The organism is Sphingopyxis sp. FD7 (assembly GCF_003609835.1).
Lineage (GTDB): Bacteria > Pseudomonadota > Alphaproteobacteria > Sphingomonadales > Sphingomonadaceae > Sphingopyxis.
This window is the reverse complement of sequence record NZ_AP017898.1, coordinates 1462459-1477005: the sequence shown is the minus strand read 5'-3', so window position 1 is coordinate 1477005 and position 14547 is coordinate 1462459. Positions and strand designations below refer to the sequence as shown.

At 64.9% G+C, this 14547-nt stretch carries 13 protein-coding genes and 1 pseudogene; 4 read left to right on the top strand and 10 right to left on the bottom strand.

Features of this window, described 5'->3' with window-relative positions; genetic code table 11:
* Positions 1-18 precede the first annotated feature (18 nt).
* From SPYCA_RS06915 to SPYCA_RS06875, 9 genes and pseudogenes are all read right to left on the bottom strand, one after another.
* On the bottom strand, positions 19-870 hold the full coding sequence (locus tag SPYCA_RS06915; RefSeq protein WP_120219535.1) for an HpcH/HpaI aldolase/citrate lyase family protein: 852 nt from the start codon (positions 868-870) through the stop codon (positions 19-21).
* On the bottom strand, positions 870-1322 hold the full coding sequence (locus tag SPYCA_RS06910; RefSeq protein ID WP_120219534.1) for a MaoC family dehydratase: 453 nt from the start codon (positions 1320-1322) through the stop codon (positions 870-872). The genes SPYCA_RS06915 and SPYCA_RS06910 overlap by 1 nt, the downstream gene beginning before the upstream one ends.
* A gap of 170 nt (positions 1323-1492) precedes the next feature.
* Positions 1493-3331: an acetyl/propionyl/methylcrotonyl-CoA carboxylase subunit alpha gene (locus SPYCA_RS06905; protein WP_120222193.1), complete on the bottom strand. Its 1839-nt coding sequence runs from the start codon at positions 3329-3331 to the stop codon at positions 1493-1495.
* Between the two features lie 5 nt (positions 3332-3336).
* Positions 3337-4935, bottom strand: a complete 1599-nt coding sequence (locus SPYCA_RS06900) for a carboxyl transferase domain-containing protein (protein ID WP_120219533.1) — start codon at positions 4933-4935, stop codon at positions 3337-3339.
* A gap of 33 nt (positions 4936-4968) precedes the next feature.
* Positions 4969-5247, bottom strand: a complete 279-nt coding sequence (locus SPYCA_RS06895; protein ID WP_120219532.1) for a hypothetical protein — start codon at positions 5245-5247, stop codon at positions 4969-4971.
* Complete coding sequence (locus tag SPYCA_RS06890) at positions 5244-5591, bottom strand: hypothetical protein (protein ID WP_120219531.1); 348 nt, start codon at positions 5589-5591, stop codon at positions 5244-5246. The genes SPYCA_RS06895 and SPYCA_RS06890 overlap by 4 nt, the downstream gene beginning before the upstream one ends.
* A 59-nt stretch (positions 5592-5650) precedes the next feature.
* A pseudogene (locus SPYCA_RS06885) lies at positions 5651-5899 on the bottom strand (methylcrotonoyl-CoA carboxylase); the annotation flags it as partial.
* Positions 5896-6564 carry a TrmH family RNA methyltransferase gene (locus SPYCA_RS06880; RefSeq protein WP_120219530.1) on the bottom strand — a complete coding sequence of 223 codons (669 nt, stop codon included), beginning with the start codon at positions 6562-6564 and terminating at the stop codon, positions 5896-5898. The pseudogene SPYCA_RS06885 and the gene SPYCA_RS06880, both read right to left, overlap by 4 nt.
* A 5-nt stretch (positions 6565-6569) precedes the next feature.
* A complete protein-coding gene (locus SPYCA_RS06875) occupies positions 6570-7739 on the bottom strand; it encodes an isovaleryl-CoA dehydrogenase (RefSeq protein ID WP_120219529.1) in 1170 nt (389 codons plus the stop codon).
* Positions 7740-7840: 101 nt separating this feature from the next.
* Between SPYCA_RS06875 and SPYCA_RS06870 the strand changes: the two genes are divergently transcribed.
* The 4 genes from SPYCA_RS06870 (at position 7841) to SPYCA_RS06855 (ending at position 12494) form a co-directional block, all read left to right on the top strand.
* Complete coding sequence (locus SPYCA_RS06870) at positions 7841-8743, top strand: LysR family transcriptional regulator (protein ID WP_120219528.1); 903 nt, start codon at positions 7841-7843, stop codon at positions 8741-8743.
* Positions 8730-9731 (top strand): sulfate adenylyltransferase subunit CysD, encoded by a 1002-nt coding sequence (gene cysD, locus SPYCA_RS06865; RefSeq protein WP_269462440.1) that lies wholly within the window; start codon positions 8730-8732, stop codon positions 9729-9731. Before SPYCA_RS06870 ends, cysD begins: the two co-directional genes overlap by 14 nt.
* Before the next feature lie 118 nt (positions 9732-9849).
* On the top strand, positions 9850-11751 hold the full coding sequence (gene cysN, locus SPYCA_RS06860) for a sulfate adenylyltransferase subunit CysN (RefSeq protein ID WP_120219526.1): 1902 nt from the start codon (positions 9850-9852) through the stop codon (positions 11749-11751).
* Positions 11748-12494 carry a 3'(2'),5'-bisphosphate nucleotidase CysQ gene (locus SPYCA_RS06855; RefSeq protein WP_120219525.1) on the top strand — a complete coding sequence of 249 codons (747 nt, stop codon included), beginning with the start codon at positions 11748-11750 and terminating at the stop codon, positions 12492-12494. Before cysN ends, SPYCA_RS06855 begins: the two co-directional genes overlap by 4 nt.
* Positions 12495-12739: 245 nt before the next feature.
* On the opposite strand, the gene SPYCA_RS06850 is transcribed toward SPYCA_RS06855, so the two are convergent.
* Positions 12740-14515 (bottom strand): ABC-F family ATP-binding cassette domain-containing protein, encoded by a 1776-nt coding sequence (locus tag SPYCA_RS06850; RefSeq protein ID WP_120219524.1) that lies wholly within the window; start codon positions 14513-14515, stop codon positions 12740-12742.
* Between the last annotated feature and the right edge of the window lie 32 nt (positions 14516-14547).

Here is a 14547-nt window from a genome sequence, read left to right as displayed (position 1 = left end):
TCGCCGGGATGGCGGGGGTCAATCCGCCAGTGAGAGGATGTGCCGCGCCTGTTTCAGATGCGGCGCGTCGACCATCTTGCCGTCGACCTGCAGCACCCCGGCGCCGGGATTGGCGGCAAAGGCATCGACGATCGCCTGCGCGCGCGCCGCTTCCTCGGCACTGGGAGTGAAGGCGGCGTTGATCGGTTCGACCTGCGACGGGTGGATCGCCATCATGCCGGTAAAGCCGTCGCGCCGCGCGCGGGCGGCATAGGCGGCGAGGCCCGCTGCGTCCTTGATCGCGGGAAACACCGTGTCGATCGCCGCCGAGCCCGCGGCGTGCGCGGCGAACAGGGTGAGCGCACGCGCGACACGATAGGGTTCGGTGTAGCCGCCGTCCTCCTCGCGGCTCGTCGTCGCACCGATCGCGGCGGGCAGATCCTCGGCGCCCCAGGTCAGGCCGAGCAGCCGGTCCTTCACTTCGCGGTAGCTGCCGAGTGTGAAGATCGCCGCGGGCGTCTCGGTGGCAATGGGCAGGATCGCGGGCAGCGACGCGTCATCCGCCGCCTCGCTGCGCAGGATGGTGTCGAGTTGCTGGATGCTCGGCGCTCCTTCGGCCTTGGGGAGCATGATCGCGTCGGGGCGTGCGCCGATCACCGCCGCGACATCAGCGGCGGTCATATGGCCGTCGAGCGGATTGACGCGCACCAGCGTCACGACTTCGCGTGTCCCCGCAAGATAATCGGCGATCGCGGCGCGCGCCGCCTCCTTGTTCGCGGGCGACACCGAATCCTCGAGGTCGAGAATGATCGCATCGGCGCCCGACGCCGCCGCCTTGACAAAGCGTTCGGGGCGGTCGCCGGGGACGAAGAGAAGCGAGCGGAGGCGCATCAGGCATCCTTCTTTTTGAGCAGCGCCGATCGTTCGCACTGGCAAACGATTTCGTCGCGCTGGTTGATGCAGCGGTGCAGAAAAGTGACGATACCCGCATTGGGGCGCGATTTCGACTCCTTGAGGGCGATGACTTCGCTTGTTGCGCGCAGCGTGTCGCCGATGAACACGGGTTTGGGCATGACGAGCTTATCATAACCGAGGTTCGCGACGAGCGTGCCCAGCGTCGTGTCGCCGACCGACAGTCCGACCATCAGGCTGAAAGTGAAAGTGCCGTTGACGAGGATTTGTCCGAACTCCGAAGCCTTCGCCGCCTCGATGTCGAGGTGCAAGGGCTGCGGATTGTGCGTCATCGTGGTGAAGAGCAGATTGTCGGTCTCGGTCACGGTGCGGCGGATCTCGTGCGTCAGCGTGTCGCCGATGGTCCATTCGTCGAAATATTTGCCGGGCATCTTACTTCCTCTCCCATCGGGAGAGGGATGCGAAGACTTGCCGGCTTGCCGGCTAGTCGCAGCTGGGTGAGGGGTTCTGCCCCCACGATAGCTCGCAACCCCTCATCCAACTCCGCCTAGCTGCTGAAGCAGCAAGGCTCCATATCCTTCTCCCGAAGGGAGAAGGAACCTTATTCCGCCGCCTCGATCCGCGCCAGCAACGCCTCGACCTGCACCTGCGCGCCCGCTGAGGCATTGAGTTCGGCGACGACGCCATCGAAAGGCGCGGTCAGGCTGTGTTCCATCTTCATCGCTTCCAGCGTCAGCAGCTTCTGCCCTTTCGACACCATATCGCCCACGGACACATCGACCGCGATAATCTTGCCCGGCATCGGCGACAGGATCGCGCCGTCACCCGCCGCGCCGCCCGCGCTGCCTTGCGCACGCCAGGGCGTGAGTTGCCACACCGCGCCGCTTTCGGCGACGAGCATCGCAGGCGCCGGTTCCCCGGTGCCCGGCCCATGCAGCCGCACATCGACGCGCTTGCCGTCCAGCAGAAAGGGTGCGCCGCGGACGGCGGGCGCGTTGAGGCGGAATCCCGACTGCAATGAACGGGGGACCATCGCCATTGCGGCGTTGGTGAGCGCCTGTTCGGTCGGCACCGGTTCGGCGGTCATGCTGTCGCCGTCGCGGCCGATCAATCCGGTATCGACGGTGCCCGCGACGAAATCGGGATGGTCGAGCGCATTGATCAGAAAGGCCGAATTGGTCTTCACCGGCCAGATCGCGCTATCCTCCAGCATCTCGGAGAGCAACTCGCGCGCTTCGTCGCGGTTCTCGCCCCAGGCGATCACCTTGGCGATCATCGGGTCGTAGAAGGGCGATACCTCAGCGCCTTCGTAAACGCCGGTGTCGATGCGGCCGATATGTTCGGGAAGCTGGAAGAGTTCGAGCGTGCCAATGCTCGGCAGAAAACCCTTCGCCGGATCCTCGGCATAAAGCCGCGCTTCCATCGCCCAGCCGTTGATCGCCAGCTGGTCCTGCGTCAGCGGCAACGGCTCGCCGCTCGCCACCCGCAACTGCCATTCGACCAGATCGACCCCGGTGATTTCCTCGGTCACCGGATGCTCGACTTGCAGGCGCGTGTTCATTTCCATGAACCAGATGCGGTCGGCGCGCAGGCCCTCGCTCGCGTCGGCGATGAACTCGATCGTCCCTGCACCGACATAATCGACTGCCTTCGCCGCGCGCACCGCAGCGGCGCACAACTCGGCGCGCGTCGCTTCGTCCATGCCGGGGGCGGGGGCCTCCTCGATCACCTTCTGGTGGCGGCGCTGGAGCGAGCAGTCGCGCTCGAACAGGTGGACGACGTTGCCGTGCATGTCGCCGAACACCTGCACCTCGATATGGCGGGGGGTCAGGATATATTTCTCGATCAGCACATGGTCGTTTCCGAACGACGCGGCCGCCTCGCGTTGGCACGAGGCGAGCGCGTCGGCGAAGTCAGCCGGGCTATCCACCTTGCGCATCCCTTTGCCGCCGCCGCCTGCGACGGCCTTGATGAGCACGGGGTAGCCGATCTCGGCCGCCTGTTCGGCGAGAAAGGCGGGGTCCTGATTTTCGCCCATATAGCCGGGCGTCACCGGCACCCCGGCCTCGGCCATCAGCTTCTTGGCGGCGTCCTTCAGCCCCATCGCGGTGATCGACGAAGGCTTCGGCCCGACCCACACGAGGCCCGCGTCGATCACGGCCTGCGCGAACTCGGCATTTTCGGAGAGGAAGCCATAGCCCGGATGGATCGCCTCGGCGCCGGTTGCCTTCGCAGCGGCGATGATCTTCTCGCCAACGAGGTAGCTTTCACGCGCCGACGACGGCCCGATATGCACCGCCTCATCGGCCTCGCGCACATGCAGCGCTTTCGCGTCGGCATCCGAATAGACCGCAACGGTCCGTATGCCCATCGCGCGCGCGGTGCGGATGATGCGACAGGCGATTTCGCCGCGATTGGCGATGAGGAGCGATTGGATCATCATAATCACATCCTGAACACGCCGAAGCCGCGGTCTTCGACCGGGGCGTTCAGCGTTGCGGCGAAGGCGAGGCCCAGCACGTCGCGCGTCTGCGCGGGGTCGATGATGCCATCGTCCCACAGGCGCGCGGTCGCGTGGTAGGGATTGCCTTCGTCCTCATATTTCTGGCGGATCGGCGCCTTGAAGGCTTCGGCTTCCTCGGGCGTCCATTTGTCGGCGTCGCGGTGGACGGTCGCGAGCACCGACGCCGCCTGTTCGCCGCCCATCACGCTGATCCGCGCATTGGGCCACGTAAACAAAAAGCGCGGCGAATAGGCGCGCCCGCACATGCCGTAATTGCCCGCGCCGAAGCTGCCGCCGATCAGCACGGTGATCTTCGGAACCGTTGCCGTCGCAACCGCGGTCACCAGCTTTGCGCCATGCTTTGCAATGCCCTCTGCCTCGTACTTGCCACCAACCATGAAGCCGCTGATATTCTGGAGGAAGAGCAGGGGGATGCGGCGCTGCTGCGCCAGTTCGATGAAATGCGCGCCCTTGACCGCGCTTTCGCTGAACAGCACGCCATTGTTGGCGAGGATCGCGACGGGGATGCCCCAGATATGCGCGAAGCCGCAGACGAGCGTGCTGCCATATTGCGCCTTGAACTCGTGAAACTCGCTGCCGTCGACGATGCGCGCGATGACTTCGTGGACGTCATAGGGAGCGCGGACGTCCTGCGGGATGATGCCGTAGAGGTCTTCGGCGTCATATCTGGGCGGGCGCGGCTCCTTCATCTCGACCTTGAATCCTTCCTCAGTTCCAAGGTGCGACATGATGTCGCGCACGATCGTCAGCGCATGTTCGTCATTCTCGGCGAGATGGTCGACAACGCCCGACTTCCTGGCGTGGAGATCGCCGCCGCCCAGATCCTCGGCGCTGATTTCTTCGCCCGTCGCCGCCTTCACCAGCGGCGGGCCGGCGAGGAAGATCGTGCCCTGACCGCGGACGATCACCGTTTCGTCGCTCATCGCGGGCACATAGGCGCCGCCCGCGGTGCAGCTTCCCATCACGCACGCGATCTGCGGGATGCGGCGCGCGCTCATATTCGCCTGGTTAAAGAAGATGCGCCCGAAATGGTCGCGGTCGGGAAAGACCTGATCCTGATGCGGCAGGTTCGCGCCGCCGGAGTCGACCAGATAGATGCACGGCAGGCGGTTTTCCTGCGCGATTTCCTGCGCGCGCAGATGCTTTTTCACCGTCATCGGATAATAGGTGCCGCCCTTCACCGTCGCGTCGTTGCAGACGATCATCGCCTGTCGCCCCGACACGCGGCCGATGCCGGCGATCATCCCGGCGCCCGGCACCTCGCCGCCATAGAGGTCGCACGCGGCGAGCTGGCCGATCTCGAGGAAGGGCGAGCCGGGGTCGAGCAGGCGCTCGACGCGCTCGCGGGGGAGCAGCTTGCCGCGGCTCACATGGCGCTCGCGCGACTTTTCGTTGCCGCCCAGCGCCGCCTGCGCGACGCGCGCGTACAGCTCGTCGCGCAGCGCGCGGTTGTGCGCGGCGTTGGCGCGGAACGCCTCGCCGTCGCGATCGACCATCGTTCCCAGGACCGGGGCGCTCACCTTGCCGAATCTCCCATCAAAAATGTCATGTCGTCATTCCTGCGCGGCCGCGACGTCGCCCGGCTTCTTGCGGATAAGGTGGCGATAGACGCCCACGCAATTGATACCGAGCAGCGCGATATTCTGCCACCCGATGCCTTCGCTGTCGGACTGCAGGAAGCCCCAGGCGATCAGCGCGAGGCTGCTGGTCACGAAAATGACGAACGCCCAGCCGGTCCACCGCTCGCCAAGGTTGAGCGAGACGATCAGCGCGGCAAAGGTCGCCGCCGCGGCGCCATAATATTGAAGCGCGTCGAGCAGGGGCTGGCTCATGTGGCCCCCAGCAGCGCGCAGGCGCCCGACGCGGCGAGGAAGGGCCAGCCGATATGACGTCCGCGCGTATAAATGGCGTCGAACAGGCCGGTCGCGAGCCATGCGCCGCCGATCAGCAGGATCAGCCCGCGCGGGGTGCCCGGCCAGACGACCGACGCTGCCGAGACGAGCATGAGCAGCGACAGCGCATGCCAGGCGAGGCGAAAGACGCGCCGCGCAAGGTCGACCCCCATGATGCCCTGATCGAGCATCATCAGCGGTCCCATCAGCCGCCGCTCGCCAAGAATGGCGTGGATCGCGGCCGTCGTCGTCATAAACGCCGCCGACAGCCAGAGCCAGATCACGCGCCGGCGCCGATCAGTTCGCGGCCGATCAGCATCCGGCGGATCTCGTTCGTCCCCGCGCCGATGTTGGCGATCATCCCCGCACCCGGCACTTCGCCGCCATACAAGTCGCACGCGGCAAGCTGGCCGATCTCGAGGACGGGCGAGCCCGCGTCGAGCAGGCGCTCGCGCGACTTTTCGTTGCCGCCCAGCGCCGCTTCGGCGACACGTGCGCGTAGTTCGGTAGCAAGCGCTTGGTTGCGAATAAAGCGCGCCTTGGCCTCGGAGCTTTCCCGGTCGAGGATAGTGTTGAGGGTCGGGGCGTTCACTTTTGGCGTTCCTCCAATGGCATAACCGTTGGCAATGGCTCTGCCCGAGCGCCGCGCTTGTCGCGCTTGCTATATTTGCTCTGATATTCTCGCCGCTGCTTCGTCACTTCATAAAGCACGATGCCGGAGGACGTGCCCAAATTGAGGCTCTCAATCATGCCAAACATCGGGATTGAAACGCAGGCATCGCTGCGCTCGACTGCCCGGTCGCTGATCCCGCGTTTTTCATTGCCGAACCACACAGCCAGCTTGGCATGTTCGGTGTAATCGCCTTCGTGCAGGATAATATTTACCTGTCCCTTCATGTGCGGCGAGGTGACGATCGACCGGAAATTCTTTCTCTCCAGATGATCGAAGCAATCGTCTGTGCTGTCGAACCGTTTCACGAAGCTCCACTTGATCGCCGAAACGGACGTCTTGGATAATGAAGGCCTTTCGCGCATTTCCTGCCAGTCGTCAGGCAGCGCCTTGCGGGGATCGACGATATAAACCTTCTCCACACCGAGTGCGTTCACGTTGCGGATGACCGTGCCGATATTCTTGATGTCGGCCGGGTTTTCGATGACAGCGATCAGGTTTTTGCACACAAATGGCTTGATTGCGTCGGCTCGCTCGCGGACCGATCGCTTTGATTTCTTTGGTTCTTCACCTTCAACAATCGGCATTTCACTCACCCCGCCGCCCCGATCAGTTCGCGGCCGATCAGCATCCGGCGGATCTCGTTGGTCCCCGCGCCGATGTCGAGCAGCTTGGCGTCGCGCCAATAGCGCTCGACCGGCCAGTCCTTCGTGTATCCCGCGCCGCCAAGCGCCTGAATCGCCTCGCCCGCGACCTTTACCGCGCTTTCGCTCGCGAGCAGGATCGCGCCCGCGGCGTCGAAGCGCGTCGTCTGTCCGGCGTCGCACGCCTTGGCGACGTTGTAGACGTAGGAGCGCGCCGACTGGAGCATGACATACATGTCGGCGACCTTCGCCTGCATCAGCTGGAACGAGCCGATCGGCTTGCCGAACTGCTTGCGTTCGCGCACGTAAGGAATGACCGTGTCGAGGCACGCCTGCATGATGCCGAGCTGAAGCCCCGCGAGCACGACGCGCTCATAATCGAGCCCCGACATCAGCACGCCGACGCCGCCATTTTCGGGGCCCATGACCTGGTCTTCGGACACTTCGCAATCGGTGAACACCAGCTCGGCGGTGGGGCTGCCGCGCATCCCGACCTTGTCGATCTTTTGCCCGATGCTGAACCCCGGCATATCCTTTTCGATCAGGAAGGCGGTGATGCCGCGCGATCCCGCCTCGGGCGAGGTCTTGGCATAGACGACCAGCGTGTCGGCGTGGCTCGCGTTGGTGATCCAGAACTTCGTGCCGTTCAGCACATAGCCGCCCTGAACCTTGTCGGCCTTGAGCTTCATCGACACGACGTCGCTGCCCGCACCGGCTTCGGACATCGCGAGGCTGCCGACATGCTCGCCCGAAATCAGCCTGGGCAGATATTTCGCCTTCTGCTCGGCATTGCCCCAACGGCGGATCTGGTTGACGCACAGGTTCGAGTGCGCGCCATAGGAAAGACCGATCGCCGCGCTGGCACGGCTGACTTCCTCGACCGCGATCACATGTTCGAGATAACCGAGGCCAAGCCCGCCCCACTCTTCCTCGACGGTGATGCCGTGGAGGCCGAGCGCGCCCATCGCGGTCCACAGCTCATCGCGCGGAAACCAGTCGTCGGCGTCGGCCCTGGCGGCGAGCGGCGCGATCCGTTCGTCGGCGAAGCGGGCGGTGGTTTCGCGGATCATGTCGGCGGTTTCACCGAGGGCGAAGTCGAAATCGGGGGTGGCGCGCATGGATTACCTGTCGATCGAGGGCCGGATGGTCCCGCAACTGTGCATCAAAATCCTGGCATATGGAAATTGAAAGAGGTCGCGTTTCAGCATAAGCAAAATCTATGATAAAGCGCGCGCATATCCGGCAATTCCTCGCCGTCGTCGATGCCGGCGGCTTTACACAGGCGGCTTTGCGCATCCGCGTCACCCAACCGGCCCTGTCGGCGGGGATCGCCGAGCTGGAAAGGCTGGTCGGGACGCGGCTGTTCCTGCGCAACCGGCGGCAGATTCGCCTCACCGAAGCGGGCGGGCGCTTTTTGCCGATCGCGCGCGATCTCGACCGCGGATTTCGCGCCGCCGACGATTTCGGTCGTACCGGCGAACGGCCCCTGGCCGAGCTGAAACTGGGTGTGATCCGATCGGTGCCCGGCGAGTTGTTGCAGGCGATCGTCGCGGCGCTGCGCCCCAGCTTTGCGATCGAGATCGTTGAGAACGGCGATGCCGAGCTTCGCGCCGCGCTGGGCAGCGCGCGCATCCATATGGCGCTTGTCGGGCTGCGTCCCGGCGAGCGCGGCGATAATATCACCTCGCTCTATGATGAGCCGCTGACGATGTTCATCGCCGCCGATCATCCGCTGGTCGGCCGTATCGAGGTCACACCCGACGAACTGGCCGCCGAAACGATGATCGCGCGGCGTTCGTGCGAGTTTCTGGGGGCGACGAGCCGTTTCTTCACGCGCCACGGCGTGCGCCCGCGCTTTGCCTTGCGCAGCGAAAGCGACGAGCGTTGCCTGCGGATGGTCGCCGCGGGCATCGGCATCACCACCGCGCCGGTGTCGCTCGCGATCGACGGCATCGTGCCGCTCAAGGTCGCGGGCTATGATTTTCGCCGCGAACTGGGGCTGGTCGCCGATCCCGCCTGGGCCGGTTTGCCCGAAATCAGCCCGCGGCTGGCGCACGCGCGCGAGACGATTGGCGCGATCGCTGCCGAGTGGCGGCAGGCGAAGGTCGATGCCGCGCCGTGACGACCGGCCTCACAAGTCTGGCTTGCAGCGCCAAAAGGCCATACAGCTTGATCGGTTTTCGGAGGGGCGGCAAGGGCAGGGCATGACCGATACGCTGACCCATCTCGACCGGCTGGAGGCCGAGAGCATCCATATCATGCGCGAAGTGATGGCCGACGCGGCAAAGCCCGTGATGCTCTATAGCGTGGGCAAGGACAGCGCGGTGATGCTGCACCTTGCGCGCAAGGCCTTTTATCCCTCGCCGCCGCCATTCCCGCTGCTCCATGTCGATACAACATGGAAGTTCAAGGCGATGTACGAACTGCGCGACCGCATGGCCGCGGAAAGCGGCATGGAACTGATCGTCCATCAGAACCCGGAAGCGAAGGCGCGCGGGATCAACCCGTTCGATCACGGCCCCTTGCACACCGACATGTGGAAGACCGAGGGGCTGAAACAGGCGCTCGACCTCCATGGCTTCGACGTCGCCTTCGGGGGCGCGCGCCGCGACGAGGAAAAGAGCCGCGCCAAGGAGCGCATCTTTTCTTTCCGCACCGCGAGCCACGGCTGGGATCCCAAAAAGCAGCGGCCTGAGCTTTGGAACCTCTACAACGCGCGCAAGGCGAAGGGGGAGAGCATCCGCGTCTTTCCGATATCGAACTGGACCGAGCTCGACATCTGGCAATATATCGCGCGCGAGAATATCCCCATTGTCCCGCTCTATTTCGCCGCGCCGCGCCCGACCGTGGAGCGCGACGGGTTACTGCTGATGGTCGATGACGAGCGCTTCCCGCTGCTGCCGGGTGAGACGCCGACGCTCCGCTCGGTGCGTTTCCGCACGCTCGGCTGCTATCCGCTTACCGGCGCCGTGGAGAGCGAGGCGGCGACGCTGAGCGAGGTCATTCAGGAGATGCTGCTGACGACGACCAGCGAACGCCAGGGCCGCATCATCGACAAGGACGGCGGCGATGCGAGCATGGAGAAGAAGAAGCAGGAGGGGTATTTTTGACCCGCCACGTCAATCTTCAGATTGACGAAGGGTCAACCCCCGCGAAGGCGGGGGCCTCTTTCGGAGCCAATGAACGAAGCGGGATTCCCGCCTTCGCGGGAATGACGAAGTTAAAGATATGACCGATCCTGTTTACGTCACCGACGCCCTGATCGCTGAGGACATCGACGCCTATCTGGCGGGGCATGAGAAGAAGTCGCTGCTACGCTTCATCACCTGCGGATCGGTCGACGACGGCAAATCGACGCTGATCGGGCGACTGCTCTACGACAGCAAGATGATCTTCGAGGATCAGCTCGCCGCGCTCGAAGCCGACAGCAAGCGCGTCGGCACCCAGGGGCAGGAAATCGACTTTGCCTTGCTCGTCGACGGCCTTGCCGCCGAGCGTGAGCAGGGGATCACGATCGACGTCGCCTATCGCTTTTTCACGACCGAGAAGCGCAAGTTCATCGTCGCCGACACGCCGGGGCACGAGCAATATACGCGCAACATGGTCACCGGCGCCTCGACCGCCGACCTCGCCGTCATCCTGATCGACGCGCGCAAGGGGGTGCTCACCCAGACGCGGCGGCACAGCTTCCTCGCGCACCTGATCGGCATCAAGCATATCGTGCTCGCGGTGAACAAGATGGACCTTGTCGGTTACGACAAGGCGGTTTTCGAGCGCATCCTGCTGAGCTATCGCGCCTTTGCGAGCGAGATCGGCATCACCCATTTTACCGCGATCCCCATTTCGGGGTTCAAGGGCGACAATATCACCGCGCTGTCGGCGAACATGCCCTGGTTCACGGGACCGACGCTGATCGAGCATCTCGAAAATGTCGAGATCGGCGCCGCCGCCGACGAAGCCAGGCCGTTTCGTATGCCGGTGCAATGGGTCAACCGCCCGAACCTCGATTTCCGGGGTTTCTCGGGGCAGCTTGCCAGCGGCAAGGTCAGGCCGGGCGATGCGGTGCGCATCCTGCCCAGCGGCAAGACGACGACCGTGGATCGCATCGTTACCCTCGACGGCGACCTGGACGAAGCCGTCGCGGGTCAGTCGGTGACGCTGACACTTTCCGACGAGGTGGATTGCTCGCGCGGGGACGTGATCGCGGTGGCGGACAATCCGCCCGAGGCTGCCGACCGGTTCGAGGCGACACTGGTGTGGATGGCCGACGAGGCAATGATCCCCGGCCGCGCCTATTGGCTGAAGCTCGCGACGCAGAGCGTGTCGGCGACGGTGCAGGCCCCCAAATATGAGATCAACGTCAACACGCTCGACCATCTGGCGGCCAAGACGCTGGAACTGAACGGCATCGGCGTCGTCGAACTGGCGACCGACAAGCCGATCGTGTTCGAGGCCTATGCCGACAACCGGACGCTGGGCGGTTTCGTGCTTGTAGACAAGTTGACCAATGCGACGGTCGCCGCGGGGATGCTGCATTTCAGCCTGCGCCGCGCGCAGAATGTCCATTGGCAGGCAAGCGACATCAGCCGCGAGATGCGCGCGAACCTCAAGAATCAGAAGCCGGCGCTCTTGTGGTTCACGGGACTGTCGGGGTCGGGCAAGTCGACAATCGCCAATCTGGTGGAGAAGAAGTTGCACCGGATGAACCGGCACAGCTTTCTGCTCGACGGCGACAATGTGCGCCACGGGCTGAACCGCGACCTGGGTTTCACCGAGGCCGACCGGATCGAGAATATCCGCCGCGTCGGCGAAGTCGCGAAGCTGATGACCGACGCGGGGCTGATCGTCATCACCGCCTTCATCTCGCCGTTCCGAGCGGAGCGCGAAATGGTGCGGTCGATGCTCCCCGAAGGCGAGTTTATCGAAGTGTTCATCGACACGCCGCTGGAGGAAGCCGAGCGCCGCGACGTCAAGGGCCTCTACAAAAAGGCGCGCGCGGGGCAGCTCAAGAACTTCACCGGGATCGACAGCCCCTATGAAGCGCCCGAAAATCCCGAAATCCGTATCGACACGACCGCCATGTCACCCGAAGCCGCGGCCGACCTGATCGTCGAGCGCCTGCTCGGATGAACGAGACCGACGACCAGCTTGCCGAGCGTCTCGCGGCGGCGGCGGGGGCGATCCTGCTCGATCTTCGCGCGCGCGGCGATATCGAGGGCAAGGCGCTGGGGCAGGCGGGCGACGAAGCCGCGAACGCGATGCTGTGCCGCGAAATCCACGCGGCGCGCCCCGACGATGCGCTCCTTTCCGAAGAGGAGAAGGACAATGTCGCACGCTGCGCCCGGTCGCGCGTGTGGATCGTCGATCCGCTCGACGGCACGCGCGAATATGGCGAGGGGCGTAGCGACTGGGCCGTGCATGTCGCGCTGGCGATCGACGGCGTTGCCGCGGTCGGCGTGGTCGCGCTGCCGGGGTTGGGGGTGACGCTGACATCGGCGTCGCCGCCGCCGCTCGCGCCGCCGAACGACCCGCCAAAGATGCTGGTCAGCCGCTCGCGCCCCGCCGCCGAAGCGCTGTTCGTCGCCGACCATCTGGGCGCCGAGCTGGTCGCCATGGGGTCGGCCGGCGCGAAAGCGATGGCGGTCGTGCGCGGCGAGGCCGACATCTATCTGCACAGCGGCGGCCAATATGAATGGGACAATTGCGCGCCTGCCGCGGTGGCCGCGGCTGCCGGACTGCATGTGAGCCGCGCCGACGGGTCGCCGCTGCGCTATAACAATGCCGACACCTATCTTCCCGACCTGCTGATCTGCCGCAAGGAACTGGCCGAGCCGGTGCTGCGGCTGGCGCGGGAGTTTGGTGCCGGGGGGTGAGGTTTTTTGGGGCGATGGTCGTTGCGATGACGGTAAACGACCGATTGCGGACCTCTCAATTCGCGTCACCCTGAACTTGTTTCAGGGTCCATGGCCCATTCGTTTCCTCCGGTGCAGCGCCGGATCAGAGGTCAGGCCATGGATGCTGAAACAGCGAGGCCATCGCCGCAGCCAGCATGACGGACTTATAGGGCAGCTCACCACCTCAAAGCGGATGTCGCGCGCAGGAGTGTTTCACCTCCCGCTTATTGCAGGGCCTCGACTTCTTCCGCGAGGGCCAGCCAGCGATCCTCGGCCGCGGCCTTTTCGGTGCGGAGGGCGTCGAGTTTGGCCGTCAGCGCGTTGAAGCGGGCCTGATCGCGCGTGAACAGCGCGGCGTCGGACAATTCGGTCTCGATCTCCGTCATCTCGGCCTCGATCGCCTCGATCCGGGCCGGGAGGAGGTCGTAATCGCGCTGATCCTTGTAACTCAGCTTTTTGCGCGCGGTCGGCGGGGGCGGGGCGGCAGCTGTTGAGGCTTTGGTTTTGACGCTGCCCGGCTTGACCCGCTTGGCTTCCCAGTCGGCATAGCCGCCCGCGACGATGTCGACCTTGCCCGACCCGTCGAGGCCGAGCGTGACGGTGACGGTGCGGTCGAGAAAGTCGCGGTCGTGACTGACGAGGAGCACGGTGCCGGCATAGTCGGCGATGACTTCCTGCAACAAATCGAGCGTTTCGAGGTCAAGGTCGTTGGTCGGCTCGTCGAGGACGAGGAGGTTCGATTCGCGGGCAAATTCGCGCGCGAGGAGCAGCCGCGAGCGTTCACCGCCCGACAGCGCGCCGACGCTCGCCTCGACGACGCCGGGGTCGAAGAGAAACTCTTTCAGATAGCCCTGGATATGCTTCTTGACGCCGCGTACCTCGACCCAGTCGCCGCCGTCGGCGAGCACGTCGCGCACCCGCTTTTCGGGCGATAGCAGGCTGCGCTGCTGGTCGATGACGATGCCGTCGAGCGTCGGGGCGAGAGTGACGCTGCCGCTGTCCGGTTGAAGCTCACCGGTGAGCAGCTTGAGCAGGGTCGACTTGCCCGCGCCGTTCGCGCCGACGATGCCGATGCGGTCGCCGCGCTGGACGCGAAAATCGAAGTTCCTGATGATCGTGCGGTCGCCGAAGCTCTTGGTCACGCCTTCGGCCACGATTACCGATTTCGAGCGGACATCGTCGTTGGCAAGGCCGAGCCTGGCGACGCCGGGACCGCCGATCATCGCGGCGCGGGTCGCGCGCATTTCCTTCAGCTTTTCGAGCCGCCCCTGGTTGCGCTTGCGGCGCGCGGTGACGCCGCGTTGGAGCCAATGCGTTTCGAGCCGCAGCTTGGAATCGAGCTTTTGCGCGGCGCGTGCTTCCTCGGCGGCGACGGCGTCGCTCCATTCCTCGAAGCCGCCGAAGCCGATTTCCTTGCGGCGGATGCTGCCGCGGTCGAGCCACAGGGTCTGGCGCGTCAGCCGCGTCAGAAAGGTGCGGTCGTGGCTGATGACGACGAAAGCGCCCGTGTAGCGCGCGAGCCAGCTTTCAAGCCAGTCGATCGCGGCGAGGTCGAGGTGGTTGGTCGGCTCGTCGAGCAGCAAAACGTCGGGGTTCTGCGCGAGCGCGCGCGCGAGCGCGGCGCGGCGGCGTTCGCCGCCCGACGCGCTGGCGGCGGTGCGGCTCATGTCGATGCCGAGCTGGTCGGCGATCGCCGCAACTTCATGGCTTGCGGGGCCGTCGACGCCCGCCACCGCAAAATCCATCAGCGTTGCGAAGGGACGGAAATCGGGTTCCTGTTCCAGCATCACGACATGCGTGCCGGGAACGATCGTGCGCTGGCCCTTGTCGGGGTCGATGCGCCCCGCGAGCAGCTTGAGCAGCGTCGTCTTGCCCGCGCCGTTACGGCCGATCAGCGCGAGCCGGTCGCGCGGCCCGACATAGATGTCGAGATCCTGGAACAGCCAGCCGCTGCCCTGCACAAGGCCGAGGCCTTCATATGATAAGATCGGTGCCGCCATGATGAACGGCTCGCTACTGACGCGTTCAGCAT